At 69.4% G+C, this 26,237-nt stretch carries 17 protein-coding genes; 10 read left to right on the top strand and 7 right to left on the bottom strand.

Translation table 11 applies throughout. The features are described 5' to 3' along the window. Window positions 1-186: 186 nt before the first annotated feature. Together SACXIDRAFT_RS16730 and SACXIDRAFT_RS16725 are read left to right on the top strand one after the other, a co-directional pair. Window positions 187-765 carry a YbaK/EbsC family protein gene (locus SACXIDRAFT_RS16730; protein ID WP_006239792.1) on the top strand — a complete coding sequence of 193 codons (579 nt, stop codon included), beginning with the start codon at window positions 187-189 and terminating at the stop codon, window positions 763-765. Beyond that, a complete protein-coding gene (locus SACXIDRAFT_RS16725; RefSeq protein WP_006239791.1) occupies window positions 762-1,328 on the top strand; it encodes a GNAT family N-acetyltransferase in 567 nt (188 codons plus the stop codon). Before SACXIDRAFT_RS16730 ends, SACXIDRAFT_RS16725 begins: the two co-directional genes overlap by 4 nt. Before the next feature lie 64 nt (window positions 1,329-1,392). Here the strand turns inward: SACXIDRAFT_RS16725 and SACXIDRAFT_RS16720 are convergent, their stop codons facing one another. Beyond that, a complete protein-coding gene (locus SACXIDRAFT_RS16720) occupies window positions 1,393-2,325 on the bottom strand; it encodes a DMT family transporter (protein ID WP_006239790.1) in 933 nt (310 codons plus the stop codon). A gap of 247 nt (window positions 2,326-2,572) precedes the next feature. Between SACXIDRAFT_RS16720 and SACXIDRAFT_RS16715 the strand changes: the two genes are divergently transcribed. Next, window positions 2,573-3,937 carry a calcium:cation antiporter family protein gene (locus SACXIDRAFT_RS16715; protein ID WP_040922729.1) on the top strand — a complete coding sequence of 455 codons (1,365 nt, stop codon included), beginning with the start codon at window positions 2,573-2,575 and terminating at the stop codon, window positions 3,935-3,937. A 31-nt stretch (window positions 3,938-3,968) separates the two neighbouring features. On the opposite strand, the gene SACXIDRAFT_RS16710 is transcribed toward SACXIDRAFT_RS16715, so the two are convergent. Next, on the bottom strand, window positions 3,969-5,630 hold the full coding sequence (locus SACXIDRAFT_RS16710; protein WP_006239788.1) for a DUF885 domain-containing protein: 1,662 nt from the start codon (window positions 5,628-5,630) through the stop codon (window positions 3,969-3,971). 67 nt (window positions 5,631-5,697) lie between these two features. On the opposite strand from SACXIDRAFT_RS16710, the gene SACXIDRAFT_RS16705 reads away from it, so the two are divergent. From SACXIDRAFT_RS16705 to SACXIDRAFT_RS16685, 5 genes are all read left to right on the top strand, one after another. Further along, a complete protein-coding gene (locus tag SACXIDRAFT_RS16705) occupies window positions 5,698-6,783 on the top strand; it encodes a polyprenyl synthetase family protein (protein ID WP_006239787.1) in 1,086 nt (361 codons plus the stop codon). Window positions 6,784-6,827: 44 nt separating this feature from the next. After that, a complete protein-coding gene (gene crtI, locus SACXIDRAFT_RS16700; RefSeq protein WP_006239786.1) occupies window positions 6,828-8,357 on the top strand; it encodes a phytoene desaturase family protein in 1,530 nt (509 codons plus the stop codon). Between the two features lie 11 nt (window positions 8,358-8,368). Further along, complete coding sequence (locus SACXIDRAFT_RS16695) at window positions 8,369-9,157, top strand: LLM class F420-dependent oxidoreductase (RefSeq protein ID WP_006239785.1); 789 nt, start codon at window positions 8,369-8,371, stop codon at window positions 9,155-9,157. A 62-nt stretch (window positions 9,158-9,219) separates the two neighbouring features. Next, window positions 9,220-12,012: a helix-turn-helix transcriptional regulator gene (locus SACXIDRAFT_RS16690; RefSeq protein WP_006239784.1), complete on the top strand. Its 2,793-nt coding sequence runs from the start codon at window positions 9,220-9,222 to the stop codon at window positions 12,010-12,012. 146 nt (window positions 12,013-12,158) lie between these two features. After that, window positions 12,159-13,070: an alpha/beta hydrolase family protein gene (locus SACXIDRAFT_RS16685; RefSeq protein WP_006239783.1), complete on the top strand. Its 912-nt coding sequence runs from the start codon at window positions 12,159-12,161 to the stop codon at window positions 13,068-13,070. A gap of 109 nt (window positions 13,071-13,179) precedes the next feature. Here the strand turns inward: SACXIDRAFT_RS16685 and SACXIDRAFT_RS16680 are convergent, their stop codons facing one another. Further along, the gene (locus SACXIDRAFT_RS16680; protein WP_040922234.1) at window positions 13,180-13,548 is read right to left on the bottom strand and encodes an Rv2175c family DNA-binding protein; all 369 of its coding nucleotides are present in this window, start codon (window positions 13,546-13,548) and stop codon (window positions 13,180-13,182) included. Between the two features lie 109 nt (window positions 13,549-13,657). Between SACXIDRAFT_RS16680 and pknB the strand changes: the two genes are divergently transcribed. Continuing rightward, window positions 13,658-15,622, top strand: coding sequence for a Stk1 family PASTA domain-containing Ser/Thr kinase (gene pknB, locus SACXIDRAFT_RS16675; protein ID WP_006239781.1), 1,965 nt, complete (start codon window positions 13,658-13,660; stop codon window positions 15,620-15,622). Between the two features lie 134 nt (window positions 15,623-15,756). Continuing rightward, complete coding sequence (locus SACXIDRAFT_RS16670; RefSeq protein WP_006239780.1) at window positions 15,757-17,121, top strand: wax ester/triacylglycerol synthase family O-acyltransferase; 1,365 nt, start codon at window positions 15,757-15,759, stop codon at window positions 17,119-17,121. 4 nt (window positions 17,122-17,125) lie between these two features. On the opposite strand, the gene SACXIDRAFT_RS16665 is transcribed toward SACXIDRAFT_RS16670, so the two are convergent. The 4 genes from SACXIDRAFT_RS16665 to gltB all read right to left on the bottom strand — a co-directional run bounded on the left by SACXIDRAFT_RS16665 (window position 17,126) and on the right by gltB (window position 26,108). Then, window positions 17,126-18,517: a class II 3-deoxy-7-phosphoheptulonate synthase gene (locus SACXIDRAFT_RS16665; RefSeq protein ID WP_040922233.1), complete on the bottom strand. Its 1,392-nt coding sequence runs from the start codon at window positions 18,515-18,517 to the stop codon at window positions 17,126-17,128. 119 nt (window positions 18,518-18,636) lie between these two features. Further along, complete coding sequence (locus tag SACXIDRAFT_RS16660; protein ID WP_006239778.1) at window positions 18,637-19,638, bottom strand: trypsin-like serine peptidase; 1,002 nt, start codon at window positions 19,636-19,638, stop codon at window positions 18,637-18,639. A gap of 147 nt (window positions 19,639-19,785) precedes the next feature. Beyond that, window positions 19,786-21,291, bottom strand: coding sequence for a glutamate synthase subunit beta (locus tag SACXIDRAFT_RS16655; protein WP_006239777.1), 1,506 nt, complete (start codon window positions 21,289-21,291; stop codon window positions 19,786-19,788). A gap of 242 nt (window positions 21,292-21,533) precedes the next feature. Further along, window positions 21,534-26,108, bottom strand: a complete 4,575-nt coding sequence (gltB, locus tag SACXIDRAFT_RS16650) for a glutamate synthase large subunit (protein WP_006239776.1) — start codon at window positions 26,106-26,108, stop codon at window positions 21,534-21,536. Between the last annotated feature and the right edge of the window lie 129 nt (window positions 26,109-26,237).

The raw sequence follows: 26,237 nt of genomic DNA, 5'->3' as shown, positions 1-26,237 counted from the left end.
GGTTCCACCTCTCCTTCCCGCGTGGAGGCCCGAGCCCATCCACCCGAACGAACCCGGCAAACCGGCCACCCTCATATCGAACACCTGTTCGAACACCTCCAGACTAGTCCGCACTCGGTCGTCCTTCAAGTCCCGAACCCGGTCAGCTGCGTCGCACGGCGGAACGAGGCGTGATCTCATAGCCCTATGAGCCGGAAACCCGCCCCCACCTCAGATCCCGCAGCCGACCACCCGTCTGTCGCCAAGGTCGCCGCCGCTCTCGCCGAGGCAGGCCAGGCCAGCAGCGCACGCGGCATCCGGTTCCTTCCCGACGCCGCCCGCACGGCGGCGCAGGCCGCGGAAGCGCTCGAAGTACCCGTCGGCGCCATCGCCAACAGCCTCGTGTTCCGGATGACGGCGGACGACGGCACGGTGGCTCCTCTGCTCGTCCTCACCTCCGGCGCTCACAGGGCCGACACCGCGACGCTGGCGGCGCTCACCGGGGCGCGGCACGTGGACAGGGCGGACCCCGACTTCGTCAGGACCCACACGGGTCACGTGATCGGCGGAGTGGCGCCGGTCGGCCATCCCAGCCGTATCACCACGCTGGTGGACGAGGCGCTCCGCGCGTACGACACCGTGTGGGCCGCTGCCGGACACCCGCACACCGTCTTCCCCACCACGTTCACCGGTCTCGTGACGGCGACGGGAGGACGTGCCGCGACGGTCGCGTCCGGCTCGGGCACGCCGTCGGTGACCGACTCCGGAAAGGCCGCACCCCGATGACCACAGCCTCGCCCGGTCACAAGCGGATCGCCCGGCTCACTGGCGAGGAGTTCCGCACGCTGCTCCCCGAAGCCCTGTCGATCTACGTGGCGGCCATGAACTATCCGCCGAACACCGCGCAGCAACGGGCTCCGATGTGGCTCACCCACGCACTGCGTCCCGGCTGGCGCGGTGTCGCGGCGTTCGACACGGACGACACCCTGATCGGCGTCGCATACGGCTACCGGGGCAGTCCCGGCCAGTGGTGGTACGAGCAGGTACGCAGAGGGCTCCTCGACAGGGAGGACGAAGAAACAGCCCTCTCCTGGCTCTCGGACTACTTCGAGCTCACCGAGATCCACGTTCGGCCCGATCACCATGGCCGCGGCCTCGGCGAGACGTTGCTGCGGGCGCTGCTCGACGGCGTTCCGCAGCGGCACGTGCTGCTCTCGACGCCAGAAGGCCCCTCCCGCGCGTGGCGGCTGTACCGAAGGCTCGGATTCGCCGACGTGCTGCGCGACTACCGGTTCGTGGGTGACCCGAGGCCCTTCGCCGTGCTGGGGCGCGCGCTGCCGCTCGACTGAACGGCAGCGCGCGCCTGTTGCCCTGCTCCTCGCACGGTCACGTCAGGAGGGAATGCTTTCGAGGTCACCGTGGCGTGGCAGGCCGCACGTAACTGCCCGCCACGGCGCCGACCAGCAGCACCGCACCACACCAGCCGACGACACCGAGATCGTCACCAAGCAACACCGCTGCCAGCACGGCCGCCGTGAGTGGTTCCAGCAGAGCCGACAACGCCGCGACCACCGGCCGCGCTCCGGCGAGCCCCCGGAAGTAGGCGCCGTAGGCCAGGGCCGTCGGTACCGCGCCCAGGTAGATCGCCACGGCGATCACGTCGGTCCGAAGGGGCCACAGCGCGGCTCCCTGTGGCGTGGCCGACAGCGCGAGCAGCGGCAGTAGCAGAACCGCCCCGACCAGGCAGCCGAACGCCGTGGTCCGCAACGGGTCGAGCCCCTCGACGGGCTTGCCGTTGACGATGGTCAGAGTGGCGAAACCCGCCCCGGACGCGAGCGCGCACGCGAGCCCGAGCACGAGCTGTCCTCCTCCTTCCGCATCCGAAGGAGACCAGGTGAGCAGCACGAGCCCCAGCACGGCGCACGCGATCGAAGCCATGGTCACGCGGTCGGGAAGGCGCCGTTCACCCACGGCGCCCGCGAGGGCGACGAACACCGGCACGCTGCCGATGGTGGTCATCGTGGCGACACTCACCGAGGTCAGCGTCACCGCCGCGAAGTAGCAGGCCTGGTAGAGGGCCAGCAGTGCGCCTGCCGTGAGTAACCGCCGGAACGCCGCGCCCGTGCGCGGCAGGAAACCGGACGACCTCAGCCCGCCGGCGCAGCCCAGCAGAAGCAGGGCGAAGACGCCACCGAGTGCCAACCGGCAGACGGCAATCGCAACGGAGGACCACCCTGCCCGCTCCGACAGCATGGCACCGGCAAGACCACCGGTGCCCCAGAGAATCCCAGCGGTGATCAGACTGGCAGTGGCCGCGCGCGACGGCGCGGCATCGATTGTGCTCATGAGAAACGCGCTCCAACGTCAGGAAGTCGATTTCGACGAACGACGCACGACGCGAGGCGCACGGTGAAACGAACGTCGCAGCAAGCCGAGCACGGCTCGGGCTCGGGGCGACGCCGAACAGCCCCGCGTCAGGAACGCGGCGGCGAAAGCGGAGACATGCGATGCATGGCGTGATCCTAACCGGGGTGTGCCGCAGGTCGTCACCCGGTTCGCCGCTGGTTTCGATCATCGGGGCTCAGGGAACATGGTGCGGGTGCCGGACCGTAGTCATCGACTCACACCGCCACTGCCGCTCGCCGTGCTGGTGACGCTGCCCGGCCTCTCCATCGGTGGCGCGGACTACCTCGGCCTGCCCCACCCCCAGCTCGCCGCGCCGCTGGCTGCGCTCGTCTACGGCATCGCGATCGTCGGGGCCGCGTTCATTCTCTCGTGGGCGGCCGAGGCGGCACAGGTCGATATCAACGGAGGGCTCGCGCTGGCCCTGCTGGCGTTTCTCGCCGTGCTACCCGAGTACGCGGTCGATTTCGTCTTCACGATGAACGCGGGGCGCATCAACGCCGAGTACGGCCACTGCATGGCGGAAGCCGACGGCGCCAACCCCTGTTCGCTCGCGCTCGCCAACATGACCGGGGCCAACCGGATTCTCGTCGGGGTTGGCTGGCCGCTGGTGGTGCTCGTCTCGACGCTGGCCGTGGTGCGGGCACGCCGCAGAGGAGGCTCGCCGAGCGCGTCGGCGCATCTGGGCTGGGTCAGACTGCCTCGCCGCATGTCGGTGGAGGTCTTCTTCCTCGGCGCGGCCACGGTGTACTCGCTGCATTTCCCGCTGCGTGACTCGCTGACGCTGGTGGACGCCGCCGTGCTTGTGTCCCTGTTCGTGGCTTACGCGTGGAGGCTCGCGAAGGCTCCGGTGGAGGAACCCGAACTCACGGGCACATCGGCGTGGATCGGCAATCGTCCGAAGGCGACCCGGCGCTGGTTGTACGGCGCCATGTTCGGGCTGGCCGCGATCGTCATTCTCGCGACGGCCGAGCATTTCGCGCACAACCTCGTGGCGACGGGCACCGAACTCGGGATCGATCACTTCCTGCTTGTGCAGTGGGTGGCACCGTTGGCGAGCGAATCACCCGAGCTGATCGTCGCGTGCCTGTTCGCCTGGAAGCTGCACGCCAGTTCGGCGCTCGGCACGCTGATCTCCAGCAAGGTGAACCAGTGGACGCTGCTCGTGGGCACGATCCCGATCGTGTTCGCCATCTCCAGCGGTTCGTTCGACGGATTGCCGATCGACCTGCACCAGCGGTTCGAGTTGATGATCACCGCTGCGCAGTCGTTCTTCGCGGTGTCGATCCTCGTGTCGCTGACCATGACCGCGCGCTGGGCGACCGCCTTGCTGACGCTCTTCTCGATCCAGTTCGTCACCAGCATCCTGTTGCCGGAGGAGATCGACCGGATCGTGATCGCCGTGCTCAGCGGCGTGTACGTGGTGCTGTCACTGGTGCTGTTGCTGTTCCGCTTCGCCGACGTCCGGCGTGTCGCGCGCGACGGGGTGGCCACACCGTTCGACGTCCTGCAACGGGCGGATGCGCAGGAGGCCGTCCGGCTCAGCAAGCGCTGAACCGGACGGCCTGGTGAGCCTGCCGAGAAGGTCAGGCGGAGAGCAGGTCCTTGAGCGTGTCGAGGCCCATGCCGCCCATGCGCAGCGCCCTGGTGTGGAACGCCTTGAGGTCGAACGCCGCTCCCTCGCGGCGACGCGCCTCGTCCCGAGCCTCCAGCCACAGCCGCTCGCCCAGCTTGTAGGCGGTGGCCTGGCCCGGCCAGCCGAGGTAGCGGTCGATCTCGTCGTGCACGTGGTCGGCCGAGGTGATGGTGCGGGTGAGCATGAATTCCAGGCCCAGTTCCGGGGTCCACCGTTCGCCCTCGTGGAAGCCGGTGCCCTTGGGAATCTCCAGTTCCAGGTGCATGCCGGTGTCCACGATGACCCGCGCGGCGCGGAAGAGGTGCGCGTCGAGCATGCCGAGCAGGTTGCCGTCGTCGGAGAGGAACCCGAGGTCCTGCATCAGCCGCTCCGCGTAGAGCGCCCAGCCCTCGGCGTGTCCTGAGGTCATCGCGAACAGACGCTGGAAGCGGTTGAGCGAGCGCTCGTACACCTGCGTCGCGATCTGGAGGTGGTGGCCGGGGACACCCTCGTGGTAGACGGTGCTCACCTCACGCCAGGTGGAGAACTCCTCCTTGTCGGCAGGCACCGACCACCACATGCGGCCGGGCCGGGTGAAGTCCTCGTTGGGGCCCGTGTAGTAGGCGCCGACCGGACCGCCGGGCGGAGCGATGAGGCACTCCAGGTTCATCATCGGGTCCGGGATCTCGAAGTGGACGTCGCGCAAGGCGACGAGCGCCTCGTCGGAGAGCTGCTGCATCCACTGCTCGAGGCCTGCCTGCCCTCGCACGCGGTAGCGCGGGTCGGCGTCCAGCGCCTCAGCGACCTCGGCCAGGGTCGCACCCGCCTTGATGCGGCCTGCGACCTCCTTGGCCTCACGCTCGACGCGGGCGAATTCCTCCCAGCCCCACTCGTACGACTCGCGCGGGTCGAGGTCGGCACCGAGGAAGTACCGCGACTGCAGCCGGTAGACGTCCTCGCCGACGGCGTCCTTTACCGGCGCTGCGGGGGCCAGCTCCGCGCGCAGGAAACCGGCCAGCTCGGCGTACGCCTCCTGTGCCTCTCGCGCGGCCCTGCCGAGCTTCTCCTTGAGGCTGTCGGGAACACCGTCGGCCTTGCCGATCAGCGTCTCGAAGTATCCGGTGCCGCCGGAGAGACCGGCCCAGACGTCTGCCTGCTCCGCGACCTTGGTGACCTGGCGCAACGCCGGTGTGTTACCGGCCTCGACGGCCGCCAGCATCGACGCGCGGAAGCCGTCGAGCGCGGCGGGCACGGTCGCCATCCTGGCCGAGAGCGTCTCCCACTGCTCGGTGGTCTCCGTCGGCAGAAGATCGAACACCATCCGCATGTTCTGCGGCGGGCTCGCGATCACGTTGAGCGAGGCGACGTCCTGACCGGCCTCGTGGATCGCGAGTTCGTTGCCGATCCGCTCGGTGAACACGGCCTTGGCGACCCGCTCGCTGTCGTCTTTCGGGTCCGCGGCCTCCATGGCCCGCAGCGCCGTGCGCAGGATCGCGGCCCTCGCCGCGTGTCCCTCGGGGGAATAGTCGGTGACCCGGTCCTCGTGGCCACTGATGCCAGCCTCGGTCGCCAGGTCGGGGTGTGCCCCGGCGTAGTCGTCGAGAAACTGGTTGGAGATCTCGTGGACGTTCATGGCAGCACGCTACCCGGTGGCGCATGCGGGCCGACACCGCTTTCCATCCGCCTGGGACCATGAGGACATGCACCACATCGACGCCGACCTGCCCTCCGAGATCACCCGCGTGCTGACAGACTTCCTGCACCACGCGGGTGGAGCGATCCGCGAAACGGAACCGACCTTCGGTCCTGCCGTGGACGCGCTCCGCGCCTTCGTGCTCGGAGGTGGCAAGAGGCTCCGGCCGACGTTCGCCTGGTGGGGCTGGCGTGGTGCGGGCGGCGACCCCGGCTCCTCCGAAGCCGAGGGTGTGCTCCGCGCGGTGGCGAGCCTGGAACTCATCCAGGCGTGTGCGCTCATCCACGACGACGTCATCGACTCGTCCGACTCCCGCCGCGGCTCGCCCACGGTGCATGTGGCATTCGCCGCGCAGCACGCGCGGGGGCGGTGGCTCGGTTCCGCGGAGTCGTTCGGGCGGGCCGCCGCCATCCTGATCGGTGACCTCGCGCTGGCCTGGGCCGAGGACATGTTCGCCGACTGCGGTCTTCCCGCTCCGACACTGGCCGCTGCGCGTCCCGCGTGGCGGGCCATGCGCTCGGAGGTGCTGGCGGGACAGTACCTCGACGTCCACACGCAGGCGACGGGCGACGCCTCGGCGGAGGCGGCACTGCGCGTTGATCGGCTGAAGACGGCGGCGTACACGGTGCAGCGTCCTCTGCACCTCGGCGCGGCACTGGGGGGAGCCCAGCAGAGCCTCGTCGATGCGCTGCTGGAGTTCGGTGGTGACCTCGGTGTGGCCTTCCAGTTGAGGGACGACCTGCTCGGGGTGTTCGGAGACCCGTCCGTCACGGGTAAACCCGCGGGGGACGACCTACGCGAGGGCAAGCGAACGCTGCTGCTGGCGCTCGGCCTCGCCTATGCCGAGCAGCAGGGCCGCGACGGTGAACGCAAGGTGATCGCCGACGCGGTGGGTGACCCCAGGCTGAGTGATTCGGAGGTGGACGACGTCCGGCAGGCGCTGCTGGACGTCGGCGCGGTCGCCGAGGTGGAACGCAGGATCGAGGAGATGACCGGCAATGCGCTGGCCTCGCTCCGCAGGGCCGCGCTCGCCGAACCCGCCGCGCAGCGGCTCGCGGAACTCGCGCACAGGGCGACCAGACGAACGTCCTGACGCGCTACCGGCCTGCCGGGCGCGTCCGAGAGGAAGGAGCGCGGGTGGAGGCCGAAACGGCAACGAGCGGTGACGAGACGACCGACGTCGTGGTGGTGGGCGCGGGGCTGGCTGGGCTGGCCGCGACATTGCACCTGCTGGGTGCCGGACGCGGTGTCACGCTGCTCGAACGGGACAGTAGTCCGGGTGGCAGGGTGTCCGACCGGCTGGTCAACGGCTACCGCATCGACATGGGCGCGAGCGTGTTCACCATGCCGGAGTTGCTCGACGAGGCGTTCGCGGCAGTGGGGTGCAGCGTGAGCGAGTGGCTGACGCTGATGCCACTGCACCCCGCTTACCTGGCGCAGTTCGCCGACGGCAGCACCATCGCCGTGCACACCGATCCTGAGGCGATGGAGTCGGAGATCAGGGCGGTGGCAGGGCCAGCCGACGCCGAGGGCTACCGCAGGCTGAGGAGCTGGCTCTCGGAGTTGTACGCCGTGCAGCGCGACCGGTTCATCGGCGCGAACTTCGACTCCGTGCTCGATCTCGCCACTCCCGCGCTCGCCCGCCTCGCCGCACTCGGCGGTTTCGGCAGGCTCGGCGCGAAGGTCGCACGATTCGTCACCGACGAGCGGCTCCGGCGGCTGTTCACGTTCCAGTCGCTCTACGCGGGTCTGGAACCCATGCGCGCTCTCGCGGCCTACGGCGTGATCGCCTACATGGACACGGTCGCGGGCGTCCACTACCCGCAGGGCGGCATGGGCGAGGTGGCGAGGGCCATGACGGCGGCGGCCAGCGCGGCGGGTGCGACGGTGCGGCTTGGCACGTCGGCGGAGCACCTCGAACGGGACTCCGGCGGATGCGTGCGCGCGGTGCGCACCAGCACGGGCGAGCGCATCCGTTGCGGCGCCGTGGTGCTCGCGACGGAACTCACCACCGCCTACGCGCTGCTCGGCCGCGCGCCGCGCAGGCCGGTGCGGCTGCGCTACTCGCCGTCGGCCGTCGTGCTCTACGGGCACGCTCGGGCCGACGGTGCCGACAGCACGGCGCTCACGCTCGGCCACCACACGCTGTCCTTCGGCAGCGCGTGGCGGGACACGTTCGCCGAGATCGTCCGCAAGGGCAGCCTCATGAGCGATCCCTCCCTGCTCGTGACGCGGCCCACCGCCACCGATCCCACGCTGGCACCCCAGGGGCAGGACGTGATCACCGTGCTTGCCCCCGCCCCCAACCTGCATATCTCCGAAGTGGACTGGCCGAGGATCACCGGCGCCTACCGCGACGAGTTGCTCCGCACACTCGACGCGCGAGGGTTCCACGGGCTCGCGGGCAACCTCGTCGTCGAGTCCGTCGCGACGCCCCGCTCCTGGGAGAGCGAGGGACTCGGCGCGGGTACGCCATTCTCGCTCGCGCACACACTCGCGCAGACCGGCCCTTTCCGTCCTGCCAACCGCGTGCGTGGTGCGGACAACGTGGTTCTGGCCGGTTGTGGCACCACACCCGGTGTGGGGATTCCACCGGTGCTCGTCTCCGGAAAGCTCGCGGCTGAACGGTTGCTGCGCCGTCAGGGCGCCTGCGCTGTGGAGGATTAGGGTTCGGAGGCATGACGACCACGACAGAACGGCCGATCCGCATCGGGTTGCAGATCCAGCCGCAGCATGCTGACTACGACGCCATCCGGCGCGCCGCGGCGCAGGCCGAGGACCTCGGCGTGGACATCCTGTTCAACTGGGACCACTTCTACCCGTTGAGCGGTGATCCCGATGGCAAGCACTTCGAGTGCTGGACCATGCTCGGCGCGTGGGCCGAGGCCACGTCGCGAGTGGAGATCGGCGCGCTCGTGAGCTGCAACAGCTACCGCAACCCGGAGCTGCTCGCCGACATGGCGCGCACCGTGGACCACATCAGCGACGGCAGGCTCATCCTCGGCATCGGTGCCGGTTGGTTCCAGAAGGACTACGACGAGTACGGCTACGAGTTCGGCACCCCCGGCAGCAGGCTCGCCGCGCTCGGGGAGGCACTGCCCAGGATCGAGAAGCGGTTCGCCGAACTGAACCCCGCGCCGATGCGGAAGATCCCGGTGCTGATCGGAGGAGGCGGGGAGAAGAAGACGCTGCGGCTCGTCGCGCGGCACGCCGACATCTGGCACGGGTTCGGCGACGCCGAGGTGGCCGCCCGGAAGATCGAGATCCTCGACCGCCACTGCGCCGACGTCGGCCGCGATCCTGCGGAGATCGAACGCTCCGTTGGCGTGTCCGGTTCTCCCTCCGACTCCGGGGACCAGCTCGCCGATCTCGGCATCACGCTGTTCACAGTGAGCGCGGACGGACCGGACTACGACCTCTCCGAGCTGCGGCAGTGGCTCACGTGGAGGGACAGCCGCAACGGCTGATCGAGGGTTCTTTGCGACGAAGCGCTCTTCCCGCACGGTGATCAAGCCGCGACACTGACGGGATGCTCGCCGTCTGGGATGGCACGCCCGCGCAGCCACGACCGGTGCGCGGGCGCGCCGGTGAACTCGCCGTTCTGACCGGACTCCTCGACGCCGCGGCCGACGGTGACGGCGCAGGCGTCGTCCTTACTGGGGCACCGGGAACAGGGAAGACCACGCTTCTCGACGCCGTGATCGGCCGGGCCGACGGCTTCGAGATCCTGCGCGCGACGGGGAGTGCCGCCGAGAGCGCTGTCCGTCTTGCCGGGGTCGAACAGGTGCTTCGCCCACTCCACGACCTCGTGGCGGCGTTGCCTGGCGATCGCGCCGAGGCCCTCCGCCCTGTGTGGGGACTGCCCACCTGCGAGGCGGACGAGCACGGACGACTGTCGCTGCCCGCCGCGGTCTCGGCTTTGCTGGACCACGCCGCTCGCAGGCGCCCCACGCTGATTTGCGTGGATTCGGCGCATCTGCTCGACGGGGAATCGCTGTCGGTCCTCACTTTCGCGGCGCGGCGCGCCCGGCACACGAGAGTGCTGTTCGTGTTCACCCTGGATCACACAGCGGCGCCGGGCGCTCGCCCCGACCCTTCGGTGTGGGCCGGGCTGACCGGAATCCGCCTCGGTGGGCTCTCCGACGAGGCGGCTCACGAGGTTCTGCGTGACCGGCTGGGCCCTTCCCTGTCCCGGGATGTCACGGACGCGTTGATCGACGCCGGATGCGGCAACCCGCTCGCCCTCGTCGAACTCGCCGGGAGTCTGTCAGCCGATCAGCTTTGCGGCCGCGCCGCTCCCCCGGCGTCACCGCCGCCAGGAGGGAGGCTGTGCCGGACGGTGAAGCGCAGACTCTCGGTGCTGTCCTCGACCGCGCGCGGCATGGTCGCACTGGCCGTGGCGGCGACGGGATCCGACGGTGTCCTCACTCATCACATCGCGGACCGCGAAGGCACGGCGGCGTTGGAGGAAGCCGTGCGATCGGGACTGGTGGTGGCCGACGCCGCGGGTGTCCGGCCCTCGGCGGACATCGTCCCGTCCGCCGTGCTCGCCACACTCCTGCCCGCGGAGATCGAGGCCGCACACCGCCGCCTCGTCGAGGCGGCCGAGGCCAGGGGCGAACATGATCGGGCGGTGTGGCATCGCGCCGCGACCGCCACCGCGCCCGCACCCGAGGTCGTCCGGCAACTGGATCGGATCGCTGTGCGGGCGCGGGCCGAGGCCGCCTACGACAGAGCCGCCGCCGCTGGTGAGAGGGCGGCCGAGTTGTCCGGCGATGTCACGGGACGGGCTCACCGTCTCGTGGCAGCGGCAACGGATCACTGGGCGTCGGGCAGGCCGCAACGCGCCCGCACAGCACTGCGCCGTGCCAGCCCGCTCGCAGTGGGCGACCTCCGCGTGCGCATCGGGAGACTGGCTGGGGAGATCGAGCTGCGGAGGGGAAACCCTTCCGTGGCCGCGGCCGAACTCGTCACCACCGCACGCCGCCTGGCGCCCACGCACAGCGCGCTGGCGGCCACCACGCTGATGCTCGCGGGAGAGGCGAGCTTCGTCGCGGGCGACAACACGCGCTACTGCCTCACCGCGCGGGACGCGGCAACGCTGTGTGGTCCACGTCGATGGCCGATGACACTCGTGGTCACGGAACATTTCACCGCCATGTCGGCGACCTTCCGAGGGCAGCACACCGCCGCCGCCGCGCCGTTGCGACGGCTCGTGGAACTCGGCGAGGCGAGTTCCGACCCCACTGCGAAGACACTCGCGAGCCAGGCCGCCTTCACACTCGGCGACGCGGGAAGGGCCCGGGGCCTCGCCCTCGACGCGGCCGCCCACGCCCGCACCCTCGGTGACGAGTCCGGCGTGCCGTGGGCACTCGTGTACGCCGCGCTGTCCGCCCTGCTGTCCGGCCGGTTCGCCACCGCGACAGGCACAGCGCTGGACGGACTGTCCATCGCGAGGGCTCTCGGGCAGTCGAACTCGGCCATCGACCACATCGCCGTGCTCGCCATGCTCGCCGCGCTCCAGGGCGATGGAGACACGGCGCTGACCCGGCTGGAGGCCGCGAATTCGGAGCTCGCCGAACGCGGACTCGGCAGGCCGGGTGCGCTCGCCACGTGGGCGGCGGCGTGCGTCGAACTCTCCAACGATCGCCCTGCCGAGGCGTTCGACCGCTTTCGCCGCATGTCGGCCGGACCCGCACGACACTGCGCACCGCTGCGGGTCATGGCGGTGCCGCATTTCGTCGAAGCCGCGGTGCGGTGCGGTGAGCGCGAGGTCGCCAGGCGGGCTCTCACGACGTTCGAGCAGTGGGCTGCCACCACGGGAGGCACGGCCCGCGCCGCGTTGGCCCACCGCTGTCACGCGCTCCTGGCCGACCACGACGGTGAGGCGAGTGCGCGGTTCACCGAGGCGATCCGGCTGCATCGGGACGCCGACGCGCCGTACGACCTCGCAGTCACGGAGTTGCTGTACGCGACTTGGCTTCGCCGCCGCCGAAACCCTGGCAAGGCCAGAGAGGTGTTGCGGGAGGCAGTCCACCTCTTCGACGAGCTCGGTGCCACCCAGTGGGTGCGGCGCGCATCGCGGGAACTGCGCGCCTGCGGTCACCGGGATCGCGGGACCTCGCAGCGTACCTCGATCCACCGGCGGTCCCTGAGCCCACAGCAGGAGCGGATCGCGCAGCTGGTGGCGGAGGGAGCGACGAACAAAGAGATCGCCGCACAGCTGTTCATCAGCCATCGCACTGTGGACCACCACTTGCGCAACATCTTCGCCAAGCTCGACGTCCGATCGCGGGTCGAACTCGCCGCGCGGTACCGATGATCGCTCCTACCCGTCGGTAGCAACTGGTGATTTCGCCGATGTCACGGCAGTCGGCGCGCGTCCAGAATCACCACCGTTCGTCATCGGGCGGACCCAGGCGGCTACCACGCCGCCGGAGGTTGTTCTCGACGCAAAGGAGCGACGCAGTGCGTATCCGGAACAGAGCTGGAGGCTCTCGCGGGCGGTTGACGCGGACGATCGGTGTGCTGACCGCGACTCTCGCCGTGGCGAGCGGTCTGGCAGGCGCCGGTGTGGCAGGTGCGGACGTCACAGCACAGGAGAACCCCTACGAGCGGGGCCCCGACCCCACGGAGGACAGCATCGAGGCCATCCGAGGGCCGTTCCGCGTGTCCGAGGAACGGGTCTCCTCCTTCGCGATCGGCTTCGGCGGTGGCACGATCTACTACCCCACCGACACGAGCGAGGGCACCTTCGGAGCCGTTGCCGTCGCCCCGGGATTCACGGCCGATCAGGGCAGCATGTCCTGGTACGGCGAACGGCTCGCCTCGCAGGGCTTCATCGTGTTCACGATCGACACGAACACCCGCCTCGACCAGCCATCCCAGCGCGGTGACCAGCTGCTCGCCGCACTCGACTACCTCGTCGAGCGCAGCGACAGCGACGTCCGCGAACGGCTCGACCCGAACCGGCTCGCCGTCATGGGTCACTCCATGGGCGGAGGGGGATCGCTGGAGGCCACAGTGGACCGGCCCTCGCTGAAGGCGTCCATCCCGCTCACCCCGTGGAACCTCGACAAGACGTGGGGCGAGGTACAGGTACCCACGTTCATCATCGGCGCCGAGTACGACTCGATCGCCTCAGTGCGCACCCATGCCGAGCCGTTCTACGAGAGCCTGCCTTCCTCCCTCGAGAAGGCCTATCTCGAACTGGACGGAGCGACCCACTTCGCGCCGAACATCTCGAACACCACGATCGCGAAGTACTCGATCTCCTGGCTCAAGCGGTTCGTGGACGACGACACCCGCTACGGCCAGTTCCTGTGCCCGAACCCGACCGACCGCTCCATCGAGGAGTACCGCTCGACCTGCCCGTACTGACCCGGTACGACTACCGGACGGCGTCCGCCGACCGGGTGCGGTGCGCGGCCCCGCGTTCGCGGGTCGCGCACCGCAAGCAAGCCCTGTCGCCAGAGCTGTGTGGAGCCGGTCAGAACGCCATCGCCTGTGCGCGACGCTTCACCTCGGTGCCGTGGCTCGTCCGCAGCGCGTTGACGGGCGTCACACCGGGAAGCGACTCGTCCTCCGAATACAGCCAGCGCAGCATCTCCGTCCGGTTGAACCCGGCGTCCGACAGCACGGTGATGGTGCCGGGAAGCCCCTTGATCGCGCCTTCCGTCCCGACGAAATCGGCGGGCACCAGCAGCTCACCGCTTCTGCGGACCGCGATGAGGTGACCGTCACGCAGCATCTGCCGGACTTTGTTCTCGGACTGACCGATCCTGCTCGCCACCTCGGCGACGGTCAGCACAGGGACATCGGGGTCAAGCACGTCGTCAGCGACTGGAATCGCACTCACACCCCCTACCTTGCCATAATCGGAGCTCCCGGGAGCAGGCCCTTTTCCCCACACGGCGACGGGTGCGCTCATGGGTGCCTTCCAGTCCCCGACCGTAGGATCGACCGCTGTGACACGCACGGAAACCAGCCTCGCAGGCGTACTTCTCGACCGGCGGTACCGCGTCGAGGACCTGATCGCCCGCGGCGGGATGTCGTCGGTCTACCGAGGGGTCGATACCCGCCTCGACCGGCCGGTCGCCGTGAAGGTCATGGACTCCCGGTTCGCGGGCGACCGCTCGTTCCTCGACCGGTTCGAGCGGGAAGCCCGATCCGCGGCCCGGCTACACCATCCACACATCGTCGCGGTCCACGACCAGGGCTTCGACACCTCGGCCGGCGCGGACAACCCGAGGGCGTTCCTCGTTATGGAACTCGTGGCCGGAGGCACGCTGCGTGATCTGATCGAGGACCGGGGCAGGATCGACGTCGCCCTCGCGGTGACGATCGCCGAGCAGGTGCTCTCCGCGCTGGCCGCCGCCCACGCGGCCGGGCTCGTGCACCGTGACGTCAAACCGGAGAACGTGCTCATCGGAAGGGTGGGCGAGCACGGCGGCACCGTGAAAGTCGCCGACTTCGGGCTGGTTCGCGCCGCCGCGAGCGCGGGCACGACCAGCACCAGCGTCATCCTCGGTACCGTCGCCTATCTCTCCCCCGAGCAGGTCTCCACGGGAGCCGCGAGCGAGCGGTCGGACGTGTACTCGACCGGCATCCTCCTGTACGAGATGCTCACCGGCCAAGTCCCCTATCGCGGCGACACGGCGTTGTCGGTGGCCTACCGCCATGTCAACGACGACGTTCCCGCCCCGGGCACCGTGGTGTCCGACCTGCCCTCCGCACTCGATGACCTCGTGGTGCGTGCGACGCGACGTGATCCCGCCGCACGACCGGCCAATGCCGCCGACTTCCTCGCCGAACTCCAACAGGTCCGCGCGGAACTCGGCCTGCGCCCCGCTGCGATCCCGTTCGTACCCGCACCCGCGAACAGTGCCGGTGGCGGTCCTGCCGAGGCAGACTCCGAACTCACCGTCCCCGCCCTGCCTGCCATCGCCCCGGATGCGGGTCCACGCGGCACCCAGGCTCTCCCCCGCGCCGTGGCGGAACAGCTCGAACACACGGGCGACCGGGAGAGCGAGCCGACAGACGGTGTGCCCCGGCGCAGGGCACCGCTGGCGGTGCTCGCGCTGGTGGTGCTCGTCCTGCTCGGTGGTGTCGGTGCCGGGGTGTGGTGGTTCTCCAGCGGCCGATACGTGGACGTTCCCTCGCTGGCAGGCATGAGCAGGGAAGAGGCCGAGACCGCACTGAGCCAGGCGCAGCTGACGCCGGTGTTCACGGAGGAACGGCACAACACGACGCCCTCCGGCACAGTGATCCGCAGCGATCCGGACAGTGGTGCCCGTGCCTTGCAGGGCGACGAGGTGACCGTGGTCGTCTCCCTCGGCAGGCCCGTTGTGCCCGATGTACGCGCGGGCGCGTCGGTCGAGGAGGCCGAACGCGCCATCGAGGCGGTGCAGCTCAAGCCCCGCATGTCCGCCGAGACCGACGACTACAGCGCCGAGGTCCCGGAGGGGGCCGTGATCACGCTGCGGCCGCAACCGGGAAGCCAGGCCAACGTCGGCGACGCGGTGACGATCGTCCGCTCCAAGGGCCCGCCCCCGACCCCTGTGCCTGATATCACTGGCCTGTCCCGCAAAGAGGCGTTCCAGGCGCTGCGCGACGCGGGTTTCGACCCCTACGAAGCGGGCGAGGAGTTCGCCGAGGGAGTTCCTTCCGGCCACGTGGTGCGCACCGAACCCGCAGGCGGCAGCACGGTCGAGCAGGGCAGCCGAGTCGGAGTCGTCGTGTCCAACGCGGTCGAGGTGCCCTCGGTCGTCGGCCGCCGCACTGAGAAGGCCGTTCAGATCCTGCGAGACGCGGGATTCAAGGTCTCGGGTGGCGACTCCCGGGGCCCGATCAGCTTCGTGGTGGACCAGAGTCCGGCAGGCGGGGAGTTCGTCGAACCGGGGACGACGGTCAGTCTCTCGGTGATCCCCTGATCGCGCGGTTTCACCCTCGGGCGGCTCGACGGGCACGGTGAGGTGGCCGAAGATGGAGGCGGTGCGGCACGTTCTCGCACCGTCCCCAAGGCCAGCGGCGGCAGACCATGTCCCCGACTCCCGAAAGAGGCGCGATGCCATCCGACCGGCTCAGCGCGCTGGACACGGCATTCCTCTGCGTTGACCAGCCCGCCACACCGATGCACATGGGAGCGGTCGGGGTCTTCTCACCGCCGCACCGCGCTCGTGGCTCTGCCTGCTCCGCCCGTTCGGGAAGCCGGGAATACCGCGATGCCCGCGCGGTGGCCGCTCTCATCGCCGAAAGGGCGGAGCGGGTGCCAAGGCTGCGGCTGCGGCTGCGATCGGGCGGGCCACTGCTGCCCGACCGATGGGAGACCGACCCCCGGTTCGACGCGGCAGCCCATGTCAGCACCCACCAGGTCACCTCCGAGGGGGCCGATCCGCTCACGGCCCACGCTTCCCGGTGGCTGGCCACGGCACTGGACCCGAGGGCACCGCTGTGGAATGTCCAGGTGGTGACCGGCTTGCCGGAGGGGCGCTTCGCTCTGCTGGTCAAGATCCACCACGCTCTGTGCGACGGCGCGGGGGCTGCCGAACTCGTGCTGGGACTGCTTGATCAGGCTCAGACCGCGCAGGCGATGCCTGGCCCCTCGCTTTCGGGCGGGGCCGACCACGCTCCCCTGTTGGGCAGTCTGTGGCGCGGCGCGCAGCGGATGGTCGGTGAGACGGTCGAGTCGGTGGGTATCGCGGCGGACCTTCTTCGTGCGGTGCGGCCGTTCCCCCTGTCCCCCACCATCACCGGGCTGTCGGCGCGGCGGCAGCTCGGGTTCGTGCGGCTCGACGCCGACGACGTGCGGCGGGTCCGCAGAGCACAGGGGGGAACCACCAACGACGTGGTCCTCGCCGTGCTGTCCGGAGCATTACGCGAATGGCTGCGGGGCAGAGGCGAGGAGCAGCGGCTGCGGACGCTGCGCGCCCTCGTGCCGGTCAGCACCCGGCGACGGCGCGGCAAGGACGCCTGCGGCAACGCGCTCTCCAGCTATCTCTGCGAACTCCCCGTCGGTCTCGACGACCCGCTGGAGAGGCTCCGCGCGGTGTCCGGTGCCATGAACCGCAACAAGCGGACGGGGCCGTGGCGCGGGGCAGGTGCCCTGCCCATTCTCGCCGAACGGCTGCCCAGCGTCGTTCACCGCCTCGCCACGCGCACTGTCGCCCACGCCGCACCGGCACTGTTCGACACCGTGATCACCACCGTGCCGTTGCCGCGTCTGCCGCTGTCACTCGACGGCGCCGCGCTCTGCGAGACCTACCCTGTGGTGCCGCTCGCTCCCCACCAGTCGGTGGGTTTCGCGGTGGCCACCTACCGTGACGGGGTGCACGTCGGCCTCAACACCGGCGGTGACGCCGTTCACCAGGTGGGGGCGTTGGCCGACGCCGTCACCAAGTCGATGGCGGCGCTGGCCCAGCTCTGCCCGTGACCGTTCAGGCCCGCAGCATCTCCGCGACGAGGAACGCCAGTTCCAGCGACTGCTGCGTGTTGAGTCTCGGGTCGCACGCCGTCTCGTAACGGCCGGAGAGGTCGAGGTCCGAGATGTCCTGCGCCCCGCCGAGACACTCCGTGACGTCTTCCCCGGTAAGTTCGACGTGGATGCCTCCCGGGTAGGTGCCGAGCCTGCGGTGCACCTCGAAGAAGCCCTGCACCTCGTCCACGATGCGGTCGAAGTGCCGGGTCTTGTAGCCGTTGGACGACTCGTGCGTGTTGCCATGCATCGGGTCGCACTGCCAGATCACCTTGTGACCCGAGCTCTCGACCTTCTCCACGATCGCGGGCAGCACCTCGCGAACCTTGCCGTTGCCCATCCTGGAGATCAGGGTGAGCCTGCCGGGCTCGTTCCTCGGGTCGAGGCGCTCGACGTACTCGACGGCCTGCTCAGGGGTCGTGGTCGGGCCGATCTTGATGCCGATGGGGTTGGCGAGCAGTTCGGCGAACGCGATGTGGGCGCCGTCGAGTTGGCGGGTCCGTTCGCCGATCCACAGGAAATGCGACGACAGGTTGTACAACGAAGGGTCGTCGGAGGTGGGGTCGTCCAGCCGCAGCATCGCCCGCTCATAGTCGAGCAACAACGCCTCGTGGCTCGCGAAGATCTCGGTGGAGTGCAGGGATGTGTCGCTGACTCCGCAGGCCGCCATGAACCGCAGGCCCCTGTCGATCTCGGAGGCCAGCGCCTCGTACCGCTCACCGGCGGGCGACGTACGCACGAAGTCCTTGTTCCAGTCGTGCACCTGCGCGAGGTCCGCCATTCCCGCACCGGTCAGCGCTCGCACGAGATTCATCGCGGCACCGGCGTTGGCGTAGGCGCGGATCATGCGGCCTGGGTCGGGGACGCGAAGCTCGGGGTCGGGCACGAGCGAGTTGACGATGTCGCCCCGGTACACCGGAAGGCCGAGAGCGTCGGTGTTGTTCGACCTCGGCTTGGCGTACTGGCCCGCGATTCGGCCCACCTTCACCACAGGCAGGCTGGCACCGTAGGTGAGCACGACGGCCATCTGGAGCAGGGTGCGCAGGTTGGCCCTGATATGAGGCTCGGTGTTGGACTCGAACGTCTCGGCGCAGTCGCCGCCCTGGAGCAGGAAGGCCTCGCCGCGCGCCACCATGGCCAGCCGCTCGCGCAGGCGATCGACCTCGGCGGGAACCGTGATCGGTGGCACGCTCTCCAGCACCGACCTGACGCGGGAGACCGCGTCGGTGTCGGGCCATTCGGGCTGCTGCGCGGCCGGACGGGACAGTGCGTCGTCCAGGCGCTTGCGCAGCTCGGCGGGAAGCGGCGGCAGCGAGGGAAGGGCGTCGATGGGGACGTCAACAGTCCAGTTCACGCCCCCAGCATACGAACCGGCCACCCCGGGAGGGCCCGTGGGAGGTGTGAGATCACCCGTGACGATCTCACACTCTCCGTGTTGGCAGCCTCACGGACAGCTCCTGGGGTGGCCACGACTCAGGCCGCTGAGGCGGCGTCGTAGAGCGCCTCGGCGTCCGAGCCGAAGTACGGGCCGAACATGTAGCCAGGCAGGAAGGTGTAGCCGAAGCTGTTCACCGAAGCCTGCACGCCCGTCCCCGTGCTCTCGTCGAAGTTCACAAACCACGGACCGCCGCTCGAACCACCCGTCATGTCACAGCTCATCGCGTGGTCGTCGGTGAGGAGGAAATCGGTGAACGTGGTGCCACTGCAATGGATCAGCGTGCTGCCGTCGTACGGGTCGGCCGCGGGGTAGCCGAAGGCGTACATGTCCTGGTCGCGCTGCTGATTGAACGCGATGCCCTGCGCGCCGACGACGTCCGTCAGATACGCACCGCCGAGTGGTTCCACCACGGCGGCACCGATGTCGTAGTTCATGTCCTCGCTCTGCTCCCACTGCGGCGTGGTGAGCGTCTGGCGCGCGACCCACTCGCCGTGGGGAGCCTGCCCGTTGTCGTAGCCCGGCACGAAGATCCAATCCGTGTGCCAGCTTCCCTGGTACTTCACGCAGTGACCCGCCGTGATCACCACGCTGCGGTTGTCGCTGGTGACCGCGTTACCGCTGCACGAAGCCGGGTTGCCATTGAACGTGAAGAACACCCGGCCCGCGGTGTCGGCCACCTCGCCGCCACCGCTCCACGGTTCACCCGACGTCGGGAACGCCTGCGGGCTCACTCCCGGCACCGTGCGCTCCACACCCCTCGCGACGTCCGCGAGCGACTCGGCCTCGGCGACCGCGGTGCCGCCTGCCTCGGCGCTCACGGTGGCGAGGCTGTCCATCGGGACAGCCGCTCTCATGCGCTCGGGGGTCCAGTAGTCGGTGACCTCGTGTGCCGTCGCTGCGGCGCCCTTGACGTCATTGACCGCCACGTCGAGTGAACTGCTGACCTTCGTCGCTTCCGCACTCGCGGGAACGGAGAGACCCACAGCGGCCAGACCGGCCGCGATCAGGGTGACCGACCGCGACAACCCTCGCTTCATCCCGGCTCCTCCACGTCGTTGGTGAGTTGCCAACTGAGTGGTAGGAACGATCCGAGATGTCGCCCGATTGTGGTACCGCCGAGCGAGGGAAGTGATCACGAGCCGTCGCTGGTGGGCAGCTCAGCACACTCAGCGGCGTCGTTCGGGTCAGACGGCCAGCGGCAGTGCCGTCGGGTGGACCGGTGCGGGAAGGTCGGAGGCGCCGGTCAGATACTCGTCAACCGCCCTCGCAGCCGAACGCCCCTCGGCGATGGCCCACACCACCAGCGAGGCGCCTCGGTGAGCGTCGCCGCACACGAACACCCCTGGCGCCCGCGTCTGCCAGTCCGGGCCGCACGACACCGTGCCGCGCCCCGTCAGCGAGAGTCCGAGCCCGTCGAGCAGCGGCATCCGTTCGACCCCGTCGAACCCGATGGCCAGCAGCACGAGGTCGGCCGGAAGCCGGTCGATCTCCTCGCCGATGGGAACCACCTCGCGGTTCCCCGTCTCCGGATCTCTGCGCACCTCCACGTGGCGCAGTTCGATCTCGCGGACTCGCCCCTCGTCGTCTCCGACGAAACGCTGCACCGCCACGGCGAAGCGCCGCTCACCCGCCTCCTCGTGAACCGGATAGGTGCGCAGGACGTAGGGCCACGTCGGCCACGGCGACCGTTCGTCATCCCGTGTGGACGGTGGCTGCGGGTACCGATCGAGCTGCGTCACCGACAGCGCGCCCTGCCGGATCGCCGTTCCGTAGCAGTCTGCGCCCGTGTCGCCGCCGCCGACGACCACGACGTGCTTGCCATCGGCGCGCACGGCTGAGGGACCGTCGCCCTCGCACTCCCGGTTCGCCGGGACGAGGTACTCCATCGCGAGGTGGATGCCCTCCAGATCCCTGCCGGGAGTCGAGGTGTCGTCACGGCCACGCAACGCGCCCACCGCCAGCACGACGGCGTCGAAGCGCTCCCGCAGCTGCTCCACGGTGACATCGACACCGACCTCGCAGCCGGTGACAAAGGTCGTCCCCTCCTCACGCAGTTGCGCGAGCCTGCGGTCGAGGACCTTTTTCTCCATCTTGAACTCGGGAATGCCGTAACGGAGCAGGCCGCCGAGGCGGTCGTCGCGCTCGAACACCGTCACCTCGTGCCCTGCGCGGGTGAGCTGCTGCGCGGCCGCCAGCCCTGCCGGACCCGAGCCCACCACCGCGACCGACCGGCCGGTGGACACGGTGGCCTGCTGCGCACGCACCTCCCCTGACTCCCAGGCGTGAGCGGCGATGGTCTCCTCGACGCGCTTGATGCTCACAGGGCCACCCGACGACGGCGAGATCGCCAGCACACACGCGGCCTCGCACGGCGCGGGACACAGCTTGCCCGTGAACTCCGGGAAGTTGTTGGTCGCGTGCAGACGGTCGGCCGCGCGTGCCCAATCCCCCTGGCGCACGAGATCGTTCCACTCCGGGATCAGGTTCCCGAGCGGGCAACCCGCGCTGCCGGAGTGGCAGAACGGTATGCCACAGTCCATGCACCGCGTCGCCTGAGTACGGACCGCACGGTCGCGTTCCGCCGCGTCGAGGTCGGCGTACACCTCCCGCCAGTCCGAGACCCGTTCGTCCCGGGGACGCTTGGGCGGATCGACGCGGTCGTACCGCAGAAAACCCTTGGGATCAGCCACGCGTCGCCTCCGTATCCTGCGGGACACCCGCACCCCGGTCGGCGCACATGGCTGCACCACCATCCTCAGCCACGCGTCGCCTCCGTATCCTGCGGGACACCCTCCCCAACCGCGGCCCAAGCCGCGAAGGGGGCCCACCCCGGTCGGCGCACGTAGCTGACACACCATCCTCAGCCACGCGTCGCCTCCGTATCCTGCGGGACACCCGCACCCGGTCGGCGCACGTAGCTGACACACCATCCTCAGCCACGCGTCGCCTCCTGCATGATTGCTTCGTCCACATCCTTGCCCTGCGCCCTCGCCGTCCTGGTCGCTTCCAGCACCCGGCGATAGTCAGTCGGAAGCACCTTCCGGAACGTCACCGAGCGCCGTCCCCAGTCACCGAGCAGGGAGGCCGCCACCGGCGAACCCGTGAGGTGGTGGTGGCGTCGCACGACCTCGCGCAACCACGCCAGATCCTCCGCGTCCGGGGTGAGCAGCTCGACCATCGCGGGGTTGAGATCGCGTTCGTCGAGCCGCAGCACGAACGCGATTCCCCCCGACATCCCGGCGGCGACGTTCCTTCCCGTCCCGCCGAGTACGACCGCACGACCACCCGTCATGTACTCGAAGGCGTGATCGCCTGCGCCCTCGGCGACCAGCAACGCGCCCGAGTTCCGCACCCCGAACCGTTCGCCGACCTGGCCTCTGAGGAAGACCTCGCCCGAGGTGGCGCCGTAGGCGATGGTGTTGCCCGCGATGACCTGTTCCTCCGCGGCGAACGGCGCCTCGGGGTGTGGACGGACGACGATCCGCCCACCCGACAGTCCCTTGCCTACGTAGTCGTTCGCGTCGCCCACCAGGTGCAACGTCACGCCAGGCGGCAGGAACGCGCCGAGCGACTGGCCTGCTGAGCCGGTGAGCCGCACGTGAATGGTGTCGTCCGGCAGTCCCGCGCTGCCGTACCGGCGGGTGACCTCCGCGCCGAGAAGGGTCCCGACGGTGCGGTTGACGTTGCGCACCGGCAGGTCGAGCCGCACGGGCCGGGCGTCCTCCAGCGCCGCCTCCGCGAGCTGGGTGAGAGTACGGTCCAGCGCCTTGTCGAGCCCGTGATCTTGCTCGCGGACCTTCCTCGGTGCACCGCCGTACGGCGAACCCTGCGGTACGGCGAAGATCGGTGAAAGATCGAGTCCCTTCGCCTTCCAATGCTCGACGGCCTCATCGACGTCGAGCAGGTCCGCCCTGCCGACGGCCTCGTCGAGCGACCGGAACCCGAGCAGCGCGAGGTACTCCCGCACCTCCTGAGCCACGAACCGGAAGAAGTTCACGACGTGCTCGGCCTGGCCGGTGTACCGCTCGCGCAGCGCGGGGTTCTGGGTCGCGACGCCGACAGGGCAGGTGTCGAGGTGACACACGCGCATCATCACGCAGCCCGCCACCACCAGCGGCGCGGTGGCGAAGCCGTACTCCTCGGCCCCGAGCAGCGCTGCGACGACGACATCGCGGCCTGTCTTGAAGCCGCCGTCGGCCTGCACCGTGATGCGGTCGCGCAGTCCGTTCAACAGCAGGGTCTGCTGTGTCTGCGCCAGTCCGATCTCCCACGGCGTGCCCGCGTGCTTGAGCGAGTTGAGCGGCGACGCCCCGGTTCCACCGTCGTGCCCGGAAATCAGCACCACGTCCGCGTGTGCCTTCGACACTCCCGCCGCCACGGTCCCGACGCCGAGCGAACTCACGAGTTTGACGTGGATCCGGGCGCGTTCGTTCGCGTTCTTGAGGTCGTGGATCAGTTGTGCGAGGTCCTCGATCGAGTAGATGTCGTGGTGCGGTGGCGGTGAGATCAGCCCCACGCCCGGCGTGGAGTGCCGGGTTCTGGCGATCCACGGGTAGACCTTGTTCGGCGGCAGTTGCCCACCCTCGCCGGGTTTGGCTCCCTGCGCCATCTTGATCTGGATGTCGTCGGCGCTCACCAGGTACTCGCTGGTGACGCCGAATCGCCCGCTGGCGACCTGCTTGACGGCGCTGCGGCGCAGCGGGTCGTGCAGCCGCTCGGGGTCCTCGCCACCCTCGCCTGAATTGGATCGGCCCCCGATGGTGTTCATGGCGATGGCCAGCGTCTGGTGCGCCTCCATCGACAGCGAACCGTACGACATTCCGCCCGTGTTGAATCGACGGCAGATCGACTCGACCGACTCGACCTCGTCGATCGGCACGCTTTCACGCTCGCCCTTCTTGAACGCGAACATGCCGCGCAGCACACCGCCCTCGCGGTTGAGCCGGTTGACCTCATCGACGTAACGCCGGTACACCTCCTGCCGTCGCGACGCGCTCGCGTGCTGGAGGAGGAACACGGTCTCGGGCGTGAAGAGGTGCAGCTCGCCGTCCCTGCGGTAGGCGTAGTCGCCGCCCGTCTCCAGCCTGCGGTGCGCACGCTCGGCGGGGTTGTCCGGATACGCGTGGCGATGCCGGACGGCGACTTCCTCGGCCAGCACGTCGAGGCCGACGCCACCCAGGGTGGACACGGTTCCGGTGAAGTACTCGTCGAGGAGATCCTGCGAGAGCCCGAGCGCCTCGAACACCTGCGCACCGGTGTAGGCGCCGACGGTCGAGATCCCCATCTTCGACATGATCTTCAGAACGCCCTTGTTGAGCGCGGCGATGTAGTGACGCAGTGCCGTGCGCGCATCAGAGCCCTCGATCACGCCCCTGGCCAGCATGTCCTCAATCGACTCGAACGCCAGGTACGGGTTGACCGCGGCGGCGCCGTACCCGATCAGCAGCGCCACATGGTGGACCTCCCGTGCGTCCCCCGTCTCCACCACGAGAGCCACCCGCAAGCGCTCCTTGGTTCGCACGAGATGGTGGTGCACGGCCGACACGAGCAGCAGCGAGGGAATGGGCGCCATGCGGTGGTCAGAGTCGCGGTCGGACAACACGAGTGTGCGGGCTCCCGCCGCGATCGCCTTGGACGCCTCCCGCCGCACCCGCTCGACGGCCCTGCCGAGCGCCTCGCCCCCACCATCCACTTCATACAGTCCCGATAGGACAGTACAGGCGAATCCCGGGAGGTCTCCGTCGTCGTTGATGTGGACGAGTTTGGCCAGCTCGTCGTTGTCGATCACCGGCGAGGGAAGCTGGATGTGCCTGCACGACGCCGGTCCCGGTGCGAGCAGGTTCTGTTCGGGCCCCATCACCCTGCTCATCGAGGTGACGAGTTCCTCGCGGATCGCGTCGAGCGGCGGATTGGTGACCTGCGCGAACCCCTGCTTGAAGTACTCGTACAGCAGCCGCGATCGCTTGGACAGCACGGACGGCGGCGTGTCCGACCCCATCGAACCGACGGGCTCGGCGCCCGCGAGCGCCATCGGGCCCAGCAGGACCTTCAACTCCTCCTCGGTGTAACCGAACGTGAGCTGCCTGCGCAGCACGGAGGCGTGGGTCTGCGTCACGTGCTCCCGACCTGCGAGCCGGTCGAGCGACAGCAGCCCGGCATGCAGCCACTCACCGTAGGGAGCCTGTGCCGCGAGCCCTGCCTTGATCTCATCGTCGTCCACAACACGGCCCGCTGCGGTGTCAACGCAGAACATGCGGCCCGGCTTGAGCCTGCCCTTGGCGACGACCTCGTCCGGAGCCACGTCGAGCACGCCGCTCTCGCTGGCGAACACGATGCGGTCGTCGGCGGTTCGCCACCACCGCGCCGGTCGCAACCCGTTACGGTCGAGCACCGCTCCGACGAGCGAACCGTCGGTGAACGTCACGCATGCCGGGCCGTCCCACGGTTCCATGAGACTCGCGTGGAACTGGTAGAACGCCCTTCTGTCCTCGTCCATGGTGGCGTGGTTCTCCCACGCCTCGGGGATCATCATGAGGATCGCGTGCGGCAGCGTCCTGCCGCCGAGGTGCAGCAGTTCCAGTACCTCGTCGAACGACGCCGAGTCGGAGGCGCCGGGGGAGCACACGGGATACAGCCTGTTCAGGTCTCCGGGGATGAGATCGGAGGCCAACAAGGCCTCCCTGGCCCGCATCCGGTTCCGGTTACCTCTGATGGTGTTGATCTCACCGTTGTGCGCGACGAACCGGAACGGGTGCGCGAGCGGCCACGAGGGAAACGTGTTGGTCGAGAACCGGCTGTGCACGAGCGCGATGGCGCTGGCGAGCCGCTCGTCACGGAGATCGGGGAAGAACAGCGGAAGCTGGGTCGGCGTGAGCATGCCCTTGTAGACGAGTGTCCGCGCCGACAGCGACGGGAAGTACACGCCGCAGCCCTCGGCACCACTCGCGTGCTCGGCGCGTTTACGCAGGCAGAAGGCGAGCCGGTCGAGGTCGATGCCCGCGGCACGAGCGCCGTCGGCATCGGGGACGGCCGCGACGAGCAGCATGGCGAAGTGCGGCATCACCGACCGCGCCGTCGGCCCGACGTCGGCGGCATCCGGGTCGGTCGGAACCGCACGCCAGCCGAGGACCGCGAGCCCCTCCTCAGCGGCGATGCGTTCCACCAGCTCCACCGCCCTCGCCCTCGGCCCCTGATCCTGTGGGAGGAACGCCAGCCCCGCCGCGTAGCGGTGTTGGCCTCGCTCGTCGGGCTCGGGAAGCGCGAAGTCCACGTCCGCCCGCAGAAGCTCGTCGGGCAGTTGCACGAGAATGCCCGCGCCGTCGCCGCTGGTGGGTTCCGCGCCCGCCGCTCCACGGTGGTCAAGATTCGTGAGCGCGGTCAGACCGTCGGTGACGATGTCGTGGGAGCGGGCACCCTTGATGTGGGCGACCATGGCCACACCGCACGCGTCTCTTTCCGCCGCGGGATCGTAGGCGCCCTGCTTCTCGGGAATCGCGGAGAAGATCAAAAGGACCCTCCTGCGTCGTCGTCGTGCTCTTCTCGTGCTGCGCACGGGACGACAATGGCCCGCTGATTAGCGCGACTTTAACAGCTGGGAAATGTTTCGGACATGGGTTGAATCAGCCATTTCGCCGGT

It is taken from the genome of Saccharomonospora xinjiangensis XJ-54 (genome assembly GCF_000258175.1).
In the GTDB taxonomy this organism is placed as follows: domain Bacteria; phylum Actinomycetota; class Actinomycetes; order Mycobacteriales; family Pseudonocardiaceae; genus Saccharomonospora; species Saccharomonospora xinjiangensis.
The sequence above is the reverse complement of the archived record's forward strand: the minus strand, read 5'-3'. Positions and strand labels throughout refer to the sequence as shown.

Bases quoted from the DNA above. Each gene is read 5' to 3' on its own strand.
- SACXIDRAFT_RS16730 (WP_006239792.1), top strand. From the start codon at position 187: ATGAGCCGGAAACCCGCCCCCACCTCAGATCCCGCAGCCGACCACCCG.
- SACXIDRAFT_RS16725 (WP_006239791.1), top strand. From the start codon at position 762: ATGACCACAGCCTCGCCCGGTCACAAGCGGATCGCCCGGCTCACTGGC.
- SACXIDRAFT_RS16720 (WP_006239790.1), bottom strand. From the start codon at position 2,325: ATGAGCACAATCGATGCCGCGCCGTCGCGCGCGGCCACTGCCAGTCTG.
- SACXIDRAFT_RS16710 (WP_006239788.1), bottom strand. From the start codon at position 5,630: ATGAACGTCCACGAGATCTCCAACCAGTTTCTCGACGACTACGCCGGG.
- SACXIDRAFT_RS16705 (WP_006239787.1), top strand. From the start codon at position 5,698: ATGCACCACATCGACGCCGACCTGCCCTCCGAGATCACCCGCGTGCTG.
- SACXIDRAFT_RS16695 (WP_006239785.1), top strand. From the start codon at position 8,369: ATGACGACCACGACAGAACGGCCGATCCGCATCGGGTTGCAGATCCAG.
- SACXIDRAFT_RS16690 (WP_006239784.1), top strand. From the start codon at position 9,220: ATGCTCGCCGTCTGGGATGGCACGCCCGCGCAGCCACGACCGGTGCGC.
- SACXIDRAFT_RS16670 (WP_006239780.1), top strand. From the start codon at position 15,757: ATGCCATCCGACCGGCTCAGCGCGCTGGACACGGCATTCCTCTGCGTT.
- SACXIDRAFT_RS16660 (WP_006239778.1), bottom strand. From the start codon at position 19,638: ATGAAGCGAGGGTTGTCGCGGTCGGTCACCCTGATCGCGGCCGGTCTG.